Raw genomic sequence first — 21,417 nt, 5'->3', positions numbered from 1 at the left:
ATTTGTGCGTTGCGAAAAATTTCTGATTAGTAATAGAAATAACAGAAATAAATAATCAACAGGATCTGTAAAACAAAGTTTATATATTAAAATCCATAACCAAAACCCATATAAATACCCCTTGGAAAATCAATCCCTAAGCGAATCATGGGTGCATTTTCTTTTTGATATCGATACCCTATGATTATATTTGGTAAAACGAAGGTCTCTTTTTCAAAACCTTCTTCAGGGTCATCATTAGTTATATCGGTTTCTATATTCACGGAAACACCAAGGCCAGTTTCAAAGTGACCATTACTTTTTCCGGTAAGTGCGATTAGGCCTAAGCTACTTACAATTCCCTTTGAATTAGGACCAGGTGCAAATCCAGAATTTCTACTAAAAATACCGGCTCCAAGATTCAAATAATAATTTTTGAAAAAACCGTTATCAGAATGCCAAGTACGACGTTCATAATTTAAATTGACCGAATTATATACTAAAAGAGTACCAGCATTAATGTAAATAATGTTCCTTGGATTATTATCACTTTCTATAGATTGTGCCATAATAGTATTATTGACTAAAGAAATAAACACTAGAAGGCAATAGGCTAGTTTTTTCATAATGAATTTTTTTGTGTAAATATATTCTATTTTTAATAATTCTAAATAAAAATAAGCTAACTCTTACCTTTCTTAAGAAAACCGTTTACTAGCAATAACGTTTGCCTGAAATAAGGTTAATAATAAAGTTCAATTCCAGTACAAATAATTATTAGGTTATTTTATATGAAGCCTGAAAATCACTGATGAAGTCGAAAGCTAAGGTTGAATAAGTGTTTGATTGGCAGATAGGTGTATGCAAGGTCTATGGATTTAAGTATGTTTTAGTTTTATAGTAAACCAAAAGGTTTGTGTGTATTTGACTCTTATATAATCTGAAAACTAACATTTTTTTTCACTCGTTTTTGTTTCGCATACATTTAACGTTCATACTAATTTTGATCCAGAAATGGTATAGTTCTTGATCGTCACACACAAATAATTTTAAACACATTTCATTAAACAAAAAATCAAACAATAATCATGAAAAAAGTAAAACCATTTTTAATAATAATATTTTTTTTAAGCATAACACTTCAATCCTGTAGTTCTGACGATGATGAGCCTATTGTAAATACAAGTTCATTTATTAGTTATAAATTAAATGACACTCTAATAGAGGAATCAGATATATCAGTACTTTCTAACAATTCAATCAAACTAATTGATATAAAAGGGACAAATAATTCAATTCGACTGTGGTTACCGGTCGAATTAAAAACAGGTACGTACACAATTGTTAGTGGTGAAACTGATGATTATACCGCAACACTAATCGATAATAGTAATAATCTTACTTCAGTAAATGAGTCTGGTACAATAACTCTTTCAAGTGTTGTGGATAACAAAATAGCAGGTACATTTTCATTCACAGGGGATTTAAATAATGTAGCATTTTCTATATCAGAAGGAAAGTTTAGCGCTACATCATTTAAATAATCTCACTCAAATTCATACTACGCATCGATGTAAAGACAATGTCAATTCGAAGCAAAAGATAAATATGTTTCTAATATACATCTGTAGCAGCAGTATATAGATTTAAATTAGAAATAAAAGATTTGACAAAATATAAAATTAAAAGTTCGACTTAGTGTATATCCAAAATGTTAACGATTTTTATATAACATATAAAAATCGTTAACAATTAATCATAAGAATAATATATCCTTAATTACTAAAAAGAATATACATCGAGGAGAAACATATAATACTAAAAGAATCAGGTCTAGACAATAAGCTATAAAATAAATTGTGGGTAGTGTTCATTAAAAGTTCTGTTGATTAAGGTCAATCCCAATACTATAACTCTTGAATTTTTATATGTAATACTAGAATTAAAACTTCAATTTCATAGTCTATTAATTTTTCGATTTTGCTATTACTCGATTAATCACAAAAGGTTCTTTATTTCCAGGAGGAATTATTTTTATTGATTTGTGTTTCACTTCCCCATTTAAGGTTTTAATTTTAAGTCGTACAGGTTTTCCATATTCTGGAGGAATTGGGATCGTTATGGGTAATATTAATTGTTTGTCCGAGATTGTGTAAGAACCAATTGTAGCCCCAGCCATAGAAGTTTCTACAATTGCTTTTTTGGTAGATGAGGTAAAATTTAATTCGGCATTCCATGTATTTACATAAAACCCTGGATCAACAAATGTAATGTCATACGCAATCCACGCAACATCATTTCCTTCTTTTATTTCTGATGATTTCATAGAAGATCCGTCTTTATATAAATAATCCCATTTTTTATAGCGATTCTCATCTTCACTATTAAAATAACCACTTTTTTGGCCTACTTTAATAGATGGAACGATGCCTCCTTTAACTGCTATAGTTTTTGCAATTGTAATATTGTCACTTGAGTTACCAACCAAAATTTCAAACATACCTTCTTCAACCATAAACTGTTCTTCTTTAGTGTTGTAATAGGAAAAAGCTTCGTAGGGGAGTATAATTTTAATCGATTTAGTTCCTCGGGCTGGTACACTAACACGCTTAAACCCTTTTAAGGCTTTTATAGGGGTTTTTTGCGAAGTTTTAAGGTCACGAACATAAACTTGTACAACCTCGTCACCATCGATAGTACTTAAATTAGATACGTTTACATGCACTGTTAAATTTTCCTGTACACTTATTTTTTTTCTACTAAGCTCTATATTTTCAATTTTGAAATTAGAATAACTCAAACCATAGCCAAAAGGGTACAAGGGTTTACCCTGAAAGTACATATAAGTTCGCCCCGTTTGAATATTGTAGTCGTTAAAATCGGGTAAATCATTGTCTGATTTGTACCATGTAGAATTTAGTTTACCTCCAGGGTTAGTATTTCCAAACAAAACATTGGCAAGTGCAGTCCCCTGTTCTTGACCATTGGGCCAAGCGCAGATAATTCCTGGAATAGTATTCTGTTCCCAGGTAATGGCAGTTGGACCACTAGGAACTAATACCAGTATGATGTTTTTATTTACGGCCTGGACTGCTTTGATAAGCTTGTGCTGGTTACCCGGTAATCTTAATGATTTGCGATCAATATTTTCTGTCGAGGTTGTCTCATCATTTCCCACAACTAATATTACATGTTCTGATTTTTTGGCCAATGCTACTGCCTCGGCTATTTTTTTATCATCGGTAGCATTTTTGGTAACTTCGCAACCTTTGGCGTAACTAATTTTAGCAGAAGACATGTTTTTTAACCCAGCAAACGGACTAACTTTACTTTTAGGAAAACCAGAATAAATACCCATCCAACATCTATCAGCAAAAGGTCCAATAACAGCCAAACTTTTGATATTTTTTTTTAACGGAAGTACATTATCATTCTTTAAAAGTACGATTGCTTGTTCGGCTGCTCTAAGTGCTAATTTTTTGTGTGCATCACATTCCATTATACTTGCTGGAATTTTCGAGTAGGGGTTAAGCGATGGATCATCAAAATCACCAGTCATGAATCGTAAACGTAGCAATCTACGAACAGATACGTCTAATTCTTTTTCTGTTAAAAGCCCTTGTTCGATAGCTGGTTTAAGTGCATAAACCATTGGTGCTTGTTTTTTGTCATTTCTAAAGCACTCTTGATCAACACCTGCTTTTATAGCCATTGCAGCAGACTCAGGTTGACTTTTAGCATAATTCATTCTTTTTTCTAAACCTTCAACAGCTGTCCAGTCTGCAACTACATATCCATCAAATCCCCATTCTTTACGCAAAACATCATTTACTAACCAATTATGAGCAGAACAGGGTATTCCGTTTAATCCATTTAAGGCCGTCATAATTCCGGTCGACTCTTCATCTACAACACAAGTTTTATAAGCAGGAAAGTAATATTCATATAAATCCTTTTTGTTGATTATAGAATGATGCTTTTCACGACCAGTATCAACATTGTTTGCCACATAGTGTTTTACTGTTGTTACCGTTTTTGTATATTTTGGATCATTGCCTTGCATTCCACGAATGTACATTCTCGCCATTTCTGACATTAAAAAAGGATCTTCGCTATAACATTCACCATTTCGACCCCATCTTGGATCACGTGCCATATTTACTGTAGGAGAGAACATCATCACTTCTTTTTGTCCCATGTTTTTTAGTGCACGTGCTTCATTAGATATAGCAGTGGCGACATCAAACATTAAATCTGGATTCCATGTGCTTCCCATAGCGATATTTTGTGGAAACTGCGTGCAGTTCCATCCAATTATACCGTGTAAAGCTTCTCCGTACCATTCAAAACTTGGAATTTTTAATCGTTCAATCGCGGGGATTCTTGAGCCGCAATAGTTTATTTTTTCTTCTAGTGTCATTTTCGATAACAGATCTTCTACACGGGCATCAATATTAGCCTTTGGATCTTTCCAGATTTGAGCGTAAGTATTTAAAGATCCCATCAGAACGAAAAGGAAACAATAAATAATGTTTTTCTGTGTCATGCTAAATAATTTAATCTTTCTACTGTTTTAGGTTAGTTTCAAATGAACTTTCACAATTGTATTTATAAGAATGTTTAATCTTTTAAATTAATCACTTTTCTACTTTCTTGTACTTTATACAATAATACTTTGGGGTTTGGTTAAAAATGCTAAAAACCAATAATTTTGTGTTGTAAAACAGTGACTGCAACGGTGACTTTTTGTTTGTAATAATCTAGCTTTTAATCATTTGTTAAGTGAGAGGTAATTGTATAATGTAATGTATGCTTTATTAGAAAATCGTAGTATTTTTGTGTAGTATGATTACCGAAAACAAAAAAAAAGTTATTAAAGAAGCACTAAATCGGATTTGCTCACATAAATTATTTGTAAACTCACCTACTCATGTGGACTTGTTGAAATACTTAGTTGAAAAAACTATTAGTGGAGAAGAATTAAATGAAGTTACAATTGGTAGTGACCTTTACGGAATCGATTACTCTGAAAACAAACGTAATAGTACAGTTCGTTCTTATATGTATAAGCTTCGTAAAAAAATAGAGGAATACTATGCTGAAACTATAGAAAATGAGGATGTAATATTTCAAATTAATAAAGGACAATACAATTTAAGTTTTTTATCGACTGAAGAATACTATAAAACTAAACCCAATAATAAAGAATCTATATCAATTCAAACCAAATACCTTAAGCTCATAGGAGGGCTACTTCTTGTTGTAGTTGCTTTTTTTGTTATTAGAACAGCTGTTAAAAAACCGGGTTTTGTTTGGGAGGCTTATTTTGATAAGAATAGCCAAAACTTACTAGTCATTTCTGACCAGTTTATTGTTTATGAAAAACTGTCTGATGGTCAAACATATGGGATTTCATATCCAGAAATCAATAATCATAATGACTTTATTAAATATACACAAAAACATGCTGGCAAAGAATTAAAAACGACGGATTATACACTCATGTCTAAAATGGCACCATATACAGTTAAAACTTTGAGTAAATGGTTTAATTCAGAAGGTGTAGATTTTCAACTTGAACTGGAAAGTAAACTAAAATACGAAGATGTACAAAACCATAACATTTTGTTTGTAGGACAATACAAGACTATGAACTTATCAAAATCATTATTTCTAAAAGATAGTAAAGTGTTTACCACTTTTGGAGATGGTTTTAAATACAAAAACAATAACGCTGAAAAAATCTATAATACTGAGTTTGGAACTACTCAAAAAGTAGAATATGCTATGGTTTCATATTCATCTCTTAGTCCAGGAAAAAGCGCAATATATTTTGTATCTAATAATGATATTGGAGTTATGGCGACTGTGCGAAAGTTTACGAATAAAGAATGGCTTACTAAGTTTAAAAAGCAACTTCAAGGTAAATCACAACATTTTAATGCTTTATTTCGTGTAAGTGGGTTACAACGAACAGATATTAGTTGTGAGTTGATGGAGTTGGAAGTGCTATACTAAAATTTGCAATTTGAAGAAATTTTCATGTGCAGATAAAAAAATAAAACTAGTACCAATAAGGTGTAAAAGGAATAACTGTTTGAGTAACAAGTTGAACTACTATTTCTTTTTTAGGTATCTTGCTAAGTGAAAAATTAGCATTTTTGATTTGTTGCTTCTCTTTTCTTGATTAGGTATACAGTATGCTAAGTTGGGGGAAGAACGATTTAAGCAAATTATAGATTATATAATACTAATGGCTATACCATTTTATTTTAAACAAGCGAATCGATTTATTCCGCACATTGTATTTGTAGGTCTTGGTATAGGCACCGCTAATTATAGTATAAACGAGGATCTAAACTGGATTCAATGGATTATTCAGTCTGTGTCAACAAGCTTTCTTATTGGGTACACTTTAATAATTATTGGATTAAATAAATCTTGGTTTAAGTTCTATTTTAAAACAAGAATTAAATTTTACCTATTTATATCTTTAGCTTTCTTTTTGGTTGGTGTATTAGCGTCAGAGGTAGAACATGTAATAAGATCATTAGTTTTTCACAGTCAACAGTTCAAACCATTGTCTGCTGGTAAAATGTATTTGTTTAATGGTATTATCTCTTTAGTGCTGGGGTATAGTTTTTTTAAATATGATTTTCAAAAAAATAAAAACCTAAAGTCTATTGAAAATCAAAAGACTTTACAAGATCAAAAAAATAAAACGGACAAGTTTTTAGATGAGACCGATGCAATTACGAGTATTCCAGTAAAGCAAGGTGAAAATATCTTTTTAATTCCAATTCGAGATATATCCTATTTTGAGGCCTTTGATAACTACTCATTTGTACATAATTTATTAGGAGAAAAAAGGCTATGTGATTATTCTCTACTCTTTCTTGAAAAACGATTAGATAAAAATTTTTCAAGAGTACACAGGAAGTACATTGTAAATAAAAGTCATATCGAGCAGATCAAACCCCATTTTAACGGTCGTTATCTTATAGTCTTTAATAATGGATTAGATCCAATTGCCAGCAGTAAAGGTTACTCTACAACCATTCGTAAACTTATTAAGATCGAGTAACGATTAGTTAATAGATTTAGAGCAATCTCTCTTTTATTAAATTTATTAAAATTCGCTCACACTTTTTTCAGTACCATTCACCAGTATTCTTGGCTATTCACCATATTTAGATTTCGTGACTCATTATATTTCAGTTATTTGGGTCGTGTTGATTGCTCTAGTGAGAATCTATTTAACTAACCAAATCTAAGACATGGAAATACTACATAAGTCGAACATTTTACTACATATCATAACTGGCTCAATTGGACTATTGCTTGGGTTAATTGCTTTAATTAGCATTAAGGGCGATAAAATACACAATACTAGCGGAAAATATTTTCTAAGGTTTATTTCGATAGTTATTCTAACAGGCTTTATAGGTGTATTTGTTTTTAAAAGAAATACGTTCTTACTAGTCATAACAGTATTAAGTGGGTATGTTGCTTTTTCTGGATATAGAACACTATTATTAAAATCAAATATTCCTAAGAGGATTGATATTATCGTTGCTATAATTAGTCTTTTAACCTTAGCATACTTTTTATATTACTTCAAGTCTATTGGTATGATTTGGTCTCCTATAATAATATATAGCACAGTAGGCGCGCTACTTTTTATAATCAGCTATGATTTTATGAGGTACTTAATTCCAAGAAAAAAATACCTAAAACATCGTGTATGGATTTATGAGCATATTTACAAAATGACTAGTGCTTTTTCAGCTCTTTTAGCTGCATTTATCGGTACTGTCTTTGAAAAATACCAACCACATAGTCAGTATATTCCGTCTGCTCTGGGAATGCTAATAATATTTGGGTTTATTGTTTATGTTTATAAATATGGCTTAAGAAAATTACCTAAATAACAAATTAATTAGTACAATTAAAACATCTACAATTCTGAATTTTGTTTCATTACCAATTTAAAAAAAATCAGACTAACTAAATGTACATGAATAATAGGAATCACAATATTCACTATGAATTATTTATGCTTAACAAAGTAGAAGAAGCAATATGACAAACCAAGAAACTGTAAAGAAACTTTTATGCACAGTTAAAAGAATAGAATTACTATAAATAGAGTATCTAAGCCCAAAAAAATAGTAGTTTGAGTGACAATTTGAACTGCTATTGTTTTTTGGGTATCTTGCTATATGAAAAGTTATAATTTTTAATCTACTACTTCTCTTGTACGAATTGTTATCTGCACTTATGAAACACAAAAAGAATAAAGTTCAACATATTTTAAGTCTATCATTATTGTTTTTTACTTTGAGTTGTTATAGTCAACCATCAAAAAATGATCAAATTATAGAACTTAAACAACATATAGGTACGGATCAATATCCCAATATTGATGCAATCATTGTTGCTCAGAATAACAAAATAATTATTGAAGAATATTTCAACGGTTTCAACAAAAATAAGCCCCACGAAACCAGGTCCTCATTTAAATCTATCACAAGTTTATTAGCTGGGATCGCAATAGAACAGGGCTTTTTTAAAGTAGAAGATGAAATAGGGCAATTTATTACCGAATGGGCAAATGACTCCCGAGGCAAAATCAAGGTAAAAGATTTATTAGAAATGAGATCTGGCTTGGCTTGTGAAGGCTTCTTTGATAAGGGACCTGACTGTGAATCAGAGATGTATGAAACAGACGATTGGCTTGATTATATTCTTAATATCCCGTTACGACACGAACCTGGAACAAAATGGGAGTATTCTTCTATGGAACCTGATCTGATCGGAATAATTATATCAAGAACCAGTGGTCAAACACTAATGGATTTTGCAGATAAGTACCTCTTCGAACCTATTGGGATAGATAAATGCCAGTGGGAGATTACACCAGATGGAAGAGGCTATGCCGCAGGATCATCATATATGAAACCATTGGATATGTTGAAAATAGCTATTCTGGTGGCTAATAAAGGAATATGGAAGGGAAAGCCAGTAATTAGTAGCGACTGGATCAAAGAATCTACCAATTGTGAAATAGAAGTAGGAATGTCATTTTTGTATTGGTCGGGTATAAAGAATGCTATCACTACTTCAGCCAAGTACGGCTACTTCTGGTATCGAGAAGTATTGCAATATAAAGAGATCCAAACTGAAGTGCTTTTTGCCTCTGGAAATGGCGGTCAATATATGATGGTGTTGGAAGATTACAATGCTGTCATCACCTTTACTGGAAGTAACTACGGAAACTGGAAAGGGAAATTACCTTTCGACATTGTATTGAAGTATCTTATCCCAATATTAAAAAATCAAGATTAAAAATTAGTCACAAAATTTATTTAATCAATGATAACAAACACAAAACAGAATGCCACGTTACAAGAAAAAATAAAATTTCTTTTGCTTACTTATACAATACTACTACTACTCTGGTTTGCAAGTGCGTTACTGGCGGCATACCTAATACCTGTTTTGAAAACCAATAGTTTTATTCAAACAGTGGTTAATTTCGATATTTATAAAATTATCATAATTTTTCTAACACTATTTCTTTTAGGAAAATATTTAGAAAAGCAATTTATAACGCATAGCATACCTATTTTAGTACTACGTTTTATAGCAATCACATTGATTATTGTTTCCATAAATATACGTTGGAATATTGACCCTTATCATTCTGAATACTTTATGTATATCGGTGAAATTGTTTTAATTACTATTGTTGCACAACTATTAAGAATTTTACTTTTAACATATGTCCACAAAAAAAATAATCTATTAAAAAAATATGAAAAAGGAATCACTACTTCAATTTTTTCTCTCTTAATCGGTTTGGTTGTTTATTTGGTTTTTACCATTACAGAACGTGTCAATCAAAACACAACTGTTCTTATGATAGATGAGCTGCTCGTTACGTATCTTAAATATCCACTTCTGTTACTTGCTTTTAGTGCCGATAATGCATTTAGTAAAGAAAGATCAACAGCCAAAAGTCTTCCTTATGATTTGTATGACGCTAAAATTTCTGAACCTATAAAGGCAGCGAGTGGGAGGTTACGTTTCTTTTTATTTGTTTATTTTTTAATTGCAGGAAGCATATTATCAGACGCAATGCTTCGAAATGTTCTTTAGAGAAACAGAAATAAATGCCAGAACCGTTACGTGCAATTTTTAACTACCTTATTTTCAGAATGCAATTTATTACTTGATCAAACTGTAACATTTTGATATGATAAGACTCTTATATTTAATCATTTAAATATAGAAATCATGCAATCATCAATCAAAAAAATCAAATCAACATTGTATTCAAATCTACTTCTTTTAGTAGTGCTGTTTTTCTTCTCTAGTACTACTTTTGCTCAAAAAGAAGAACTCTGGTTCGGGACATATACAGATGATAACGGAAAAGTGTGTCAAGGAAGGTATACTATCCTTAGAAATGGTCGTGCACTGTCTCGTATAGTTCTTGCTCCTTACGGAAAACCTGCCATGGAATTCACTGTCTTAAAAAACGATACAGTTCAAAGGTTTGTAGAGATCTCCTGGCCCAATATGCCAGAACGAATAGCAACTCTTATTCAATATACAAATGGGTATTATGCAGGGAATTTTGAGGACGGTACAAAAATATTACCTATAGTTATTAAGGAGTTTAACTTTCAAGACGCACAATTACAAGGAAATTGGTTCAAACCTAGTGCGATTGAAGTACAAATTATTGAAAATACGATTGAGCTTCTAAAAGTCACGAAAAGGTGGAATAAAAATGATAATCGAGTATGCGAATCAAGCGATACGCATAGTCTATTCTGTGCACTCTATGAATCATCTGTTATAGTTGATGGAGAATACCGCCATTTACGACCTGCAGTAAAATTTGTTAGAGAAGCTATACAAGAAAAATACCCTAAAAAATATGATCATGTTTTGGTAGATTTTAATAATGCAAAAGAAATATCTTTAAAAGAATTACATGATATTTTAGAGTTAGCCAAGAATAACCTCATTAAAGTCATAAAGTAGCGACGTATAATAATAGATACAATTCATGATTACTTTTTTACTATCGGTGTCTTAGTGTGAAATATAAATTAAAAATGCACTGTAATAATTCGTATATTGTATATGAACTCTTTAAGAAGTAAACACCTCATACAAAAGATGTAGATAAAGACCAACTTTAAAGAACAAAATATGAATACGCACGCTAATAGACTGAATGAAATTAAAAACCAATCGGTTGCAAATTCTGTTTTTCAAAAGCAAAGTAGTAGCAAGTCTACGTTTCAGTTTGTTGATAATCGACTTGGTACAATTACACAAAGAAAACTACAAGAGATGGCTAATAATAGCCAGCAAGCTAAACAAGTAGCGCAGTTGCAAGCAATGACAGACGCATATACTTCGCAACAACAACAAATCGTATTTCAATTGGCTGGTGGTGCCAATGCATATGACGCTGGGGAAGGTGCCTACTGGCATGTGCATTACGGAGACCATGTGAAGTTTGGCGGATTAGCTGAAACCCGTATAAACTTCGATGGCCGTACAAGGAACAAGATTTTGAGACAACTTCGTGCTCAGAGAAATGTGCCACCTCAAAGCCAGAAAGGTGGAGCAACTTATATACAATGTGTAAATTGGATTTTGAGAAACCGATAATTAACAGAGTAGGTAAGGGCCAAAAGAATATCCAGATTCATGTTATCTAATACATATTGAAAACTATTGATTTACAGGTTTTAGCATTTGAAAACAAAAATTCTATTTTCAAAGTCTATTACTGAGAAGATGATTCTTTAAATGAAATTTTACTATTTGAAACCGAAATAAAAAAATAAGTAACAATTTGTATAATGCATATATTTCCTTTGGGAAGTAAGTGTAACAAGTAATAGGTAAACTTTAAAAGAAAAAGTATGAATACACATGCTGATAAATCGCATGACAATAGAAATCAATCGGTAGCAAATACCATTTCTCAGAAACAAGGTGGTGGCGAATCTACTTTTCAGTTTACCGATAATAGACCTGAAACTGTTACTCAGCGAAAACTACAGGAAATGGCGGATAATGGCCCGCAGGTAGAACAAGCGATTCAATTACAGGAAATGGTAAATAATAAACAACAAGGAGTAAAATTAACCTTAGGTTCAAATGTAATACAAGCCAAGTTTGATGACGAAGATCTAAATAAAATGCGCGAAGTTGCCAAGGGAGACAAAGTTTTAACAAATATATTGGATGAGGTATTTGCTATTCACAATCAAATGCCCGAAGATATTAATTATGGCGTGTCTACTAAAGGAGGGCATGCCGCTTTAAATAAAGACGGCAAAGGTCAGGTAGTTGTAAAGGATGAACGATGGGCATTGACAAAAAAAATAAAGAATTATTTTAATGCGTACGGAATGGAACACGATATAGAACGTCAATCAATGATTATACATGAGCTCACACATTTGGCTGAGCTATATACAAATCTTCCGTCGAACGAAAAAGGGGTTGTTTCTGAAGAAGATCGCCCTAAAAATGATAAAGAACTTGCTAAAGCTATGGAACCGGATCCTCAATTAGTAAAAGATATTTATGCTCAAAAGGATGAGGTTTATTCTATATTGGATAAAAGTGATTATGATGATAAAATGAAAACATATTTAAAGGGTCGACTTGAATATGGTTTTGCTATTGATGCCGAAAATCCTACGGTATTCACCGAAGTAAGTTATTATCTCAAAGCGAAAGGTAAAAACGGTACAACTTTCTATGAAAAAATATCAGGTTTTGCAGATCAGTTTTATCAAAGTAGATTAAAAAGAAAGGCAAAAGAAAAAGACTAGTTTTTAATGTATGATATATTTGCTTTCTGAAGGGGGTATAAGCATAAAAGCTTTAAATTTAAAAGTATGCAAACTAGAAATAATAAAAAAGCCTGAATAAAATATTCAGGCTTTTTTATGTAATCTTTCTGGGGATGTTTTTAATTCTTAATTAGTCCTTGCCCTTCTACCCAAGGTGCTCCATTTTTCTTCAAATCATTTTCAAGTTCAGGAAGTGTTGAATTGATAATGGGTAGTAATTTAGCTTTTACCTTTTTGAGTTGACTTTGTACACGATTTAAGAAGCCCTTATGTTCTTCTGTTGGTCCGTATGTATTTCCAAAAGCTCTCCAACTTATAGCGTTACCCTCGCTAGCGGTAGGATTTGAGCGTTCTCCAACTTCTTCTTTTGTTTTATCTCCTTGAAATTCTTTTTCAATATCTAATAATGCGTTTTTGGTAGTGTGTAATCGTTTATATAAATCATCAGAAGGTGTTATGGCTTTGTCCAGAGCCCTTAACATAGCACTAATAGTTTTTTGACTTGTAGACAATGCAATAGTTGTTGCTGTTAAGTCTTGTTGGAATGCAAAAGCAGCATCTCTAAATGCATCCATTTCTTTGAATGACTTTCTAGGTAAGGCTGGGGTATCAAACAATGGTTCTACTTTAAAAGATTCAGGACCCTGTAAAACCGTGTTTACACCATCAATGCGTTTTACTAAAGTTACGGTGTAATTGCCAGGAGTAACTAGTACACCTCCATTTCGAAATCCACGTCGAGCTTTGGGAACTTCTAATCGTTCCCCACTTTTACTTGGGTAACTCAGATTCCAATTTACCCGATTAAACCCTTTTTTGTTAGTACCTTTTACAGTATTAATTACATCTCCATTAGCGTTTTTAATTACCAAAAGGATTGAAGGACCGTTTTGCCTGTTTTCTTTTTCTAGAGCATTCCAGCCTGGAAATTTAGCGGTTCCCTTTTTTTCTTTTTCCTTTCTGATATCTTTTTTAGATTTGATTTTGTCTGCCATAAAATAGGTAAAATTAGCTCCGAAAGGAGGATTTTTAGCAATCCACTCAGCATCACCCTGACTACCAACTCTACTAGATTGTCGATACCATTGTACTGGTTTTACAGGAAAAAGTTTTGCTTCTGTAGAGTTCAAATTTGCATTGTATTCACGTAAAGGAGCAATATTGTCCAAAATGAATATACCTCTACCAAATGATCCAGCTACTAAATCATTTTCACGTCTTTGTATTGTAATATCTCGAATTGGAATTGTCGGCATTCCACCTTCTAATTTTATCCAGTTTTTGCCTCCATTCAGGGTAACATATACACCAAATTCTGTTGCGGCAAATAACAAATCCTTTTTAATGTGATCTTGTACGAGTCTCCATATCAATAGCTTGTTTGGCAGGTCGCCATTGATCAAAGACCAGGTTTTTCCTTTGTCACTACTTTTAATAATATAAGGTTTATAATCGCCATACTTGTGATTGTCTAAAGCTGCATATACGATATTAGCATCAAAAAGATCTGCACGAACATCATTCACAAATGGTGTGGTAGGGACTCCTTTTATAGTATTTAGAGAGAATTTCCTCCAATTAGCTCCTCCATCTTCTGTTACTTGGATGAGTCCATCATCGGTACCAGCATAAATCAAGCCTTCTTGCTTTGGTGATTCTGCTAAAGAGGTAATCGTATTGTAGTTAGACATGGCAAATACGTCCCAAGCATTATCCCAACTTTGAGATGTGCCATAATATGGGAAGGTCATTCTTTCTTGATTCAAGGTTAAGTCACCTGAAATTGGTTCCCAAGCATCTCCGCGGTTTTCAGACTTCCAAACACGTTGCGAGGCAAAATATAATCTTTTAGGATTATGTGAACTTACTACAATTGGAGCATCCCAATTAAAGCGTTCATAAGGATCACCTTCTCTTGCTTGTGGTTGAATAAATACGCTTTCTCTAGTTTTACTATCTATTCTCCATAATGCACCTTGTTGAAATTCTCCGTAGGTAATGTCTGGATTACCTGGCTCTGTGGCAGTTTGAGCTCCATCTGCTCCAAGTGTTTTCCACCAATCTGCACTTGCAATACCATCAGAACTAATAGTTCTTGAAGGACCACCATGTGATCCATTATCTTGGGTACCTCCATATACATTATAAAAGGGGAGGGCATCATCTACTGCAATTTTAAAATATTGGGTAATAGGTAAGTTTCTTACATATTTCCAACTTTTTGTATTGTCAAAACTTTCATATAAACCACCATCTGTACCAATCAATAAGTAATTGGGGTTAGATTTCTTAAAAACCAAAGCATGGCTATCGCTATGCTGATTTGTTCTACTCATATTGGTGAAGGTTTTTCCGTGATCTGTTGAAATCAAAGCAGCATTATTCATCATATATAAGGTACCTTCATAATGTGGTGAAGCAATCAGTTCCTGGTAATAGTGTGGTCCTGTACCACCACCAACAGCATCTGATTGTTTTGCCCAAGATTCTCCGCCATTTGTTGTCATATATACACCACCTTTTCTCCTATCTAATTCGATAGCTGCATAAATAACTTCTGGATTAAAGGGGGACATTGCTAGTCCTATTTTGCCTAAGTTTGACTTTGGAATACCAGTTTTAAGAGCTCTCCATGTTTCTCCACTATCAGTACTTTTGTAAAGTCCTGATCCAGGGCCACCGCCTAAATAACCGGCTACCGTTCTGTGCCTTTGCCATGTCGCTGCATATAATATATCGGGATTATTAGGATCGATAAGCATATCGGTTGCGCCAACCCATGCTTCATCTCCTAATGTACGTTTCCATGTTTTTCCACCATCTGTAGTTTTATAAACTCCACGTTCACCACCTTTACTCCAAAGAGGCCCTTGAGAAGCCACCCAAAGGATATCTGGATTAGTTGGGTGTACAATAATTTTTGACAAGTGTTCAGATTTTTTTAATCCCATATTTTTCCAAGTCTTACCATCATCATGACTTACATATATACCATCTCCAAAACCGGCATGTCTTCCTCCCACATTTTCTCCGGTTCCTACCCATATGGTATGTGGGTTATTAGGATCAATGGTCACACAACCGATTGAATATACTTTTTGTTTGTCGAATAAGGCTTTCCACGTAGTCCCAGAATTAGTTGTTTTCCATACACCACCAGAACCGACAGCTACATACCAAATGTTTTCATTTTCAGGATGAATGGCGATATCAGCGATTCTACCCGAGGTCATTGCCGGGCCAATATTTCTAAATTCTAATCCGTTTAATGGGTTTTTGGGTTTTTCTTGTGCATTGATACTAAAAGTTACCCAGAATGTGAGTAAACAGAGTAAAGCTAACTTGGTAGTAGTTTTCATTTTAAGATTTTATGTGATTGTGATTAAATAGGTCGAGTTCTATTAAATAAAGAACTGACTTGAACCTACAAAAAACGAAACTAAATGTTATATCCAGTTTAAGATTAACTCTTAATTAACACATTGAATCCAAAACAATTATAGTAGCTATTATGTCTGTATAGGACAACTGATACTTAATTTTTATACATCAATTTTTATGATTATTGATTGATAAGTTAAAGGCTTTTACTTTTTAACATTCGTATTGCTTCTCTTGCAATTGTAGGGCTAAGTCCACATAATTTCTATGTTTAGTTTTTTATAAATACAGCCAAATTAAAACTTGGCAGTCACAGCGGGAAAACCCGAATTTTTATTTTTCTCAATGTGAGTCGCCGACGTCACAAATACAAAACTCCCTTACCTTATAGCACTAAAAGCATTGGGTTTACATAGTGTTACAGCACGTTTTTTAATATGCTATTTTTAAAGTATTTCCATCAATAAACTTTCCTTTCGATTCTGATATTTTTAGTTTTTGATCAGCAGAAATTCCGATTGTTTCTCCGTCATTTAATTTAACATTGTAACTAATTACATAATGCGTTAGATTAAACATCATTTCATTAAGTTCTTCAAAAGAGTTTTTGGAATCAATGATTTCCATTTCTTTTTTACCAAAGTCCTTAAGACCATATGTATAAATAGATTTTTTTCCGTTTTCATCTCTTAACCCAAAATAAATCCAATTATATAAAGGAAGGTCTTGTTCAGACATCATTTTAATATTTTCTTGATAAAACTCCTTTTTCAAAACTAAAGTTCTTCCTCCAATATATATTCCTAAAGATTTACTGTTGTTCATAACAGAAGACGCTAATTTAGTATATAATAAATTTTCTTTAATAGCATTTTTACCCGCATTAGTTATCGTTAATAGTATATGTCCTTTATGTTTTGAGGTTTCTTCAACTCCATTTTTCCAGAAATAATTATATGCTGCGGCTGATTCAACCTCATTTTCAGGAATAGAAACCCCCATATTTGCAATAGCAATAGTATAATCATTGATTTTTAAAATAGCAGCTTTATCGTCCGCATCAGTATCGTCAACTTTTAAGTGCCATTTTTTTCTTAATTCCGTTACCGTACCTTTTAAGTCAAATGAATTTGGCTCTTCAAGAAGAATCATTCCTAAAATTATTGACTTAGTATCTTTTTCCGTTATTCTGTTTTTTTTAAAGAAGCCAAATAATCCCATTAAAATAATTCCAGTTAATATTGTTATGATTGGTTTTTTCATATGTGTTGTAACGTCTTGGTTATAGGTAGTACGGATAGTATGAGAACGCTAACTTTCGTACTTGCACTTAGCAAAAACTGTTTGTTTTGTTTTTTCTTTTTTTGTTATCAAAGCAAAATCCGATAGATTTTACGGGCTTTATAAATATACTCAAACTTTGGATTAAGCCTTAAACCCCATATTAATTATAGCCATTGTCGGCATTAGTTTTATCTATTCCGTTATATACATTCGGATTATGTTTCTCCATATAAAATTCGGGATTAGGTATTTCTGTAAACCCAAACTTTTTATAAAGCCATTCAGCTGTATCTGTTAATAAAATCCAGCGTCTTAATCCTTGAAGATTGGGGTGTTGCATTATTTCATTTATCAACCATTTACTCAATCCTTTTCCTCTATATTCCTTTAGAACATAAACATCTCCTAAATATGCAATAGTTGAATAGTCTGAAATTATTCTAGCAAAGCCAATTTGCTTGTTTTCGTAGTAAAGCCCAAAATTCAAAGAGTTTTCAATTGATGTTTTCAAAGTATTGATTGGAATTCCGTTAGCCCAATCAGTTTCGTTTGTAAGGAATTTGTGAATGCTCAAAATATCTAATTTATCCTTGTCAGTAGAAATAGTATAATCATTTCTATGAGCTTCTCTAATTTTCATTTCAGTCTTATTAATTAATGCCAATGCTCTAGGCTATGAGTAGTTGCGTGGATTAGCACTTAACTTTGCCAGTACACACCAAGTTGAAAATTCCGCAGGAATTTCCAAAGTAGGCGAGAAAAAGCAATTACTTATAGCCATTGTTAGCGGTTGTTTATTTCCATCTTAATTTTTTCATATCTTTTTAGTATTGGCCCGACAATTGTTTGTTTTTTCAAAATTTCGATTTGCTTATTTAATGCGTTAAGATGTGTTGTTTTTATAGATTCGGTATTACTGCTAGTGACTATATTGGGAATTACACCCGTTCCTTCCCAATCTGTTTGAGTTATGGGATGAATATTATGTGATATTGGAAGTTGAATCATAAAATTATCATTTACTTCTATATAATCAATTCCATGCGCTGCGCCAGCAGAGGTTTGTCCAACGATTGTTGCTTTATTAAAATGTTTCATACAATATGCGAATTTTTCTCCAAGAGAAAAAGTTTCCTCACTGACTAAAATAAATATAAGTTTATTAAGATAGCGTTCTCCTCCGACTTCTTTAAAGGTGTATTCGGATTCTGTCTCTTCTGTGGGTCTAGTATAGCTAGATGACCATAATATGGATTCTTTATCAAAAAAATAACTTCCTAAGTAACTATCAGTAGGGCTATATCCGCCTCCGTTTTCAGTTAAATCGATTATTAATGCGTCTGTATTGGCGATGAATTTCATTGTAGCATCAAGAGTAGATTTTGTCCACTCTAAAGGGTACCAAAAGTTATATTTTATATATCCGATATTTCCACCAAGTATTTCAACTTTCTCAAAGCCAAAATTCTCTTTTTTTGCGTACCATAAGTCCCAATCGATTCTTACTTCTTTTTTAGTTTTTTTTTCATTCTCGCGTGCAGCCTGTCGGTTGAGTTGTTCACGACTATTTTTTACATATTCGGGGTGGTATCGAACTTTAAAATGAAGGTCTTTGGTTACTTCTACAAGGTCATCGGTTAAAACCTTTTCGAATTTTTTGTAGTCTCTAATATCATTATATTTCCCTGTTAAATTTAAACTATCTAATGAATTATTTATAGACTTAACTTTGTCATTGAAAACATAATTTGAATCGATTAAGACTTTGATGTTTTCAATCACAATATTTTTTTCGCTCTCTGATATGGATTTTTGAGAATAAATTAAAATAGGTTGTAAGACTAATAATATGATTAAAACTTGTTTAAATCGTAGCATACTTGTTTTTTTTGAATTTGATTATAAAGTTTAATATTTAGAGCTGTAAATATTTTTGCGTTTTTTTGGTAAAGAAAACTTTTTTGGTCGTAAGATGTTTTGAATTTTCATCATTAAATGTCCTAAACTATAGTTTCAGACTATTTTTTGATTATGTTCTTTCGTTTGACTCTATACTTAGATGAAAAGATCATTATAGCAAAATAGAATGTTAATCTTTAAGGGTGATAAAGTATTAAACTTATTTTTTTGTTAGAATAAATTATAACAATATTTGAACTCAAAAATAAATCTTAATCAAATGCATATATCTCTATATGAGTTTTTCCTTATATTAATTATAGGTCAGTGTATCTTTTTAATTTTTGCAATACAGTATATTCCGAAAAAAAATTCAGGAACAAATAGAATTATACAGTACTTATTAGCTATTTATAGCTTCTACTTACTTGAGAGGGTTATTAGTTCTGAAATAGGATATTATGTTGTCTATAAATATCGATATCTATTTAATGTTTTTTATCTTTTTATTGGTCCTTTGGTGTATACTTATATTCGTCGGTTGTTGTTTTATGAAAATGACAAATACCACTTAGCATACTACCATTATCTACCAGTAATATTTTATTTGATATATGGTTTTTTTCATATTTACAATTATGATTCTATAGAAAACTTAAGTAATTACGCAGACACTTTATATTTAACAATTGAAATCTCATTTTTTATCTCTATTACCGTTTACCTGATTAAATCTTACAGCCTTTTTAATTATTATAAGAAGAATGAAACTAAAGAGTTATCCTTTAGTCCAAATAGTATAGAATACATACAAGTAATGCTCTTTTGCTTGGCAATGTATATGTTTTTTTGGTTACTAGGTGTTTTTGAATTGTTCGATCTTATTACATGGATTAAAAGGCCGTTAATTCATGACATATCCTGTTTAATCTTTGGTGTCCAAATTTATATTGTTAGTTTTTATAACCTAAAATACCCTGAGATATTTAAAATTCGATTTCCCTCCAATAATGAAAATGAGTATAAAAAGAAAACTAAACTTGACAAAAAAGAAATAAATAAGATTCAAAATTTGGTTAAAGCTTACTTCGAAGAAAATAAAGGATATCGTAGATCAGAATTAAGTTTGTCTATTTTAGCGAATGAAATTAATACGACAACGAATAAGTTATCATGGGTTTTAAATAACATCTATAAAAAAAAATTTTACGAACTGGTTAATGAATATCGTGTTGCCGATTTTTCACAAAGAATCAACGAAAATAAGCATAAAGAATTTACATTAATTTCTATAGCATATGAAGTTGGATTTAATTCTAAATCTACCTTTTACAAAGCGTTTAAAGAGATTACAAAAGTCACTCCTACAGAGTATATAAAAAAGATTGAAAATTCTAAGGAATCAGATAAAAGTGAATAGTTTTCTGAAATGACCGCTAACGTCTCGCATAAGAAAAGTAGAGCGTTTATATACAATACTTTTCGAATTAAGTACAAACCGAATTTTTTATTTTGTTTTAACTTTTCATTCTAAAAGCCAAATTAAAAATTTGGTGACTTCGAAAATACACCCGAAGCTCCGGTTTCATCAACCTCGTGCTCTATTTTTTGATACTTTGTTGTACAACGTTTTTTATTTCCACTTTTTTCGGAACTCTATTCCGTTGTATAAAACCTGACATTCTTTTATCAGGTGTTAATGACTTATATCGACTTTTAATATATGGTCTTGCTCCATCAGTTGGATGAAATTCCTCATTCAAATATTCAACCTCATCCTTATATAACTCACGTACAGTTCCATCATCATTTACATGAACATATTCAAATCCATTTTCTTGTGGACGCAATGGAATAAAATATCTCAAATAGACAATTCCTATACCTAGAATAATTGCTCCAACAACAACTCCGATTGTAATAAATAAAATACTCATTGTTAATTATAATGAATTAAACCTTTTTTAAACAATAATTCTTT

General features: G+C 31.9%; 17 protein-coding genes. 10 read left to right on the top strand and 7 right to left on the bottom strand.

The annotated features are described in order from the left end of the window. Nucleotides 1-86: 86 nt before the first annotated feature. Complete coding sequence (locus D1816_RS11160; RefSeq protein ID WP_118502896.1) at nucleotides 87-605, bottom strand: hypothetical protein; 519 nt, start codon at nucleotides 603-605, stop codon at nucleotides 87-89. Between the two features lie 462 nt (nucleotides 606-1,067). Between D1816_RS11160 and D1816_RS11155 the strand changes: the two genes are divergently transcribed. Further along, nucleotides 1,068-1,523, top strand: coding sequence for a DUF6252 family protein (locus tag D1816_RS11155; RefSeq protein WP_118502894.1), 456 nt, complete (start codon nucleotides 1,068-1,070; stop codon nucleotides 1,521-1,523). 422 nt (nucleotides 1,524-1,945) lie between these two features. Here the strand turns inward: D1816_RS11155 and D1816_RS11150 are convergent, their stop codons facing one another. Next, nucleotides 1,946-4,525, bottom strand: coding sequence for a glycoside hydrolase family 3 C-terminal domain-containing protein (locus D1816_RS11150; RefSeq protein ID WP_118502892.1), 2,580 nt, complete (start codon nucleotides 4,523-4,525; stop codon nucleotides 1,946-1,948). 299 nt (nucleotides 4,526-4,824) lie between these two features. Here D1816_RS11150 and D1816_RS11145 point away from each other — a divergent pair, with 299 nt between their 5' ends. From D1816_RS11145 to D1816_RS11110, 8 genes are all read left to right on the top strand, one after another. Continuing rightward, nucleotides 4,825-5,997, top strand: coding sequence for a helix-turn-helix domain-containing protein (locus D1816_RS11145; protein ID WP_118502890.1), 1,173 nt, complete (start codon nucleotides 4,825-4,827; stop codon nucleotides 5,995-5,997). Between the two features lie 235 nt (nucleotides 5,998-6,232). Then, nucleotides 6,233-7,063 (top strand): LytTR family DNA-binding domain-containing protein, encoded by an 831-nt coding sequence (locus D1816_RS11140; protein WP_118502888.1) that lies wholly within the window; start codon nucleotides 6,233-6,235, stop codon nucleotides 7,061-7,063. 193 nt (nucleotides 7,064-7,256) lie between these two features. Beyond that, nucleotides 7,257-7,910 carry a hypothetical protein gene (locus D1816_RS11135; protein WP_066316523.1) on the top strand — a complete coding sequence of 218 codons (654 nt, stop codon included), beginning with the start codon at nucleotides 7,257-7,259 and terminating at the stop codon, nucleotides 7,908-7,910. A 349-nt stretch (nucleotides 7,911-8,259) separates the two neighbouring features. Continuing rightward, nucleotides 8,260-9,327: a serine hydrolase gene (locus D1816_RS11130; RefSeq protein ID WP_118502886.1), complete on the top strand. Its 1,068-nt coding sequence runs from the start codon at nucleotides 8,260-8,262 to the stop codon at nucleotides 9,325-9,327. A 27-nt stretch (nucleotides 9,328-9,354) separates the two neighbouring features. Next, a complete protein-coding gene (locus D1816_RS11125; protein ID WP_118502884.1) occupies nucleotides 9,355-10,140 on the top strand; it encodes a hypothetical protein in 786 nt (261 codons plus the stop codon). Between the two features lie 138 nt (nucleotides 10,141-10,278). Beyond that, nucleotides 10,279-11,034 carry a hypothetical protein gene (locus D1816_RS11120; protein WP_118502882.1) on the top strand — a complete coding sequence of 252 codons (756 nt, stop codon included), beginning with the start codon at nucleotides 10,279-10,281 and terminating at the stop codon, nucleotides 11,032-11,034. Nucleotides 11,035-11,205: 171 nt separating this feature from the next. Then, a complete protein-coding gene (locus D1816_RS11115; RefSeq protein ID WP_118502880.1) occupies nucleotides 11,206-11,673 on the top strand; it encodes a hypothetical protein in 468 nt (155 codons plus the stop codon). Between the two features lie 257 nt (nucleotides 11,674-11,930). Next, nucleotides 11,931-12,851, top strand: coding sequence for a hypothetical protein (locus tag D1816_RS11110; protein ID WP_118502878.1), 921 nt, complete (start codon nucleotides 11,931-11,933; stop codon nucleotides 12,849-12,851). Nucleotides 12,852-12,991: 140 nt separating this feature from the next. Here D1816_RS11110 and D1816_RS11105 read toward each other — a convergent pair whose 3' ends face one another. From D1816_RS11105 to D1816_RS11090, 4 genes are all read right to left on the bottom strand, one after another. Continuing rightward, nucleotides 12,992-16,231 (bottom strand): sialidase family protein, encoded by a 3,240-nt coding sequence (locus tag D1816_RS11105; protein WP_118502876.1) that lies wholly within the window; start codon nucleotides 16,229-16,231, stop codon nucleotides 12,992-12,994. A gap of 454 nt (nucleotides 16,232-16,685) precedes the next feature. Then, entirely contained in the window at nucleotides 16,686-17,516 is an 831-nt protein-coding gene (locus D1816_RS11100; RefSeq protein WP_232517411.1) for a DUF4261 domain-containing protein, read from the bottom strand. Between the two features lie 181 nt (nucleotides 17,517-17,697). Beyond that, on the bottom strand, nucleotides 17,698-18,177 hold the full coding sequence (locus tag D1816_RS11095; RefSeq protein ID WP_118502874.1) for a GNAT family N-acetyltransferase: 480 nt from the start codon (nucleotides 18,175-18,177) through the stop codon (nucleotides 17,698-17,700). 143 nt (nucleotides 18,178-18,320) lie between these two features. Next, the gene (locus D1816_RS11090; RefSeq protein WP_118502872.1) at nucleotides 18,321-19,415 is read right to left on the bottom strand and encodes a S41 family peptidase; all 1,095 of its coding nucleotides are present in this window, start codon (nucleotides 19,413-19,415) and stop codon (nucleotides 18,321-18,323) included. 301 nt (nucleotides 19,416-19,716) lie between these two features. Between D1816_RS11090 and D1816_RS11085 the strand changes: the two genes are divergently transcribed. Beyond that, nucleotides 19,717-20,856, top strand: a complete 1,140-nt coding sequence (locus D1816_RS11085; RefSeq protein ID WP_118501039.1) for an AraC family transcriptional regulator — start codon at nucleotides 19,717-19,719, stop codon at nucleotides 20,854-20,856. 181 nt (nucleotides 20,857-21,037) lie between these two features. Here D1816_RS11085 and D1816_RS11080 read toward each other — a convergent pair whose 3' ends face one another. Beyond that, nucleotides 21,038-21,373: a hypothetical protein gene (locus D1816_RS11080; RefSeq protein ID WP_066314996.1), complete on the bottom strand. Its 336-nt coding sequence runs from the start codon at nucleotides 21,371-21,373 to the stop codon at nucleotides 21,038-21,040. Nucleotides 21,374-21,417 lie beyond the last annotated feature (44 nt).

The organism is Aquimarina sp. AD10 (assembly GCF_003443715.1).
Lineage (GTDB): Bacteria > Bacteroidota > Bacteroidia > Flavobacteriales > Flavobacteriaceae > Aquimarina > Aquimarina aggregata.
This window is presented reverse-complemented; position numbering and strand designations above follow the sequence as displayed.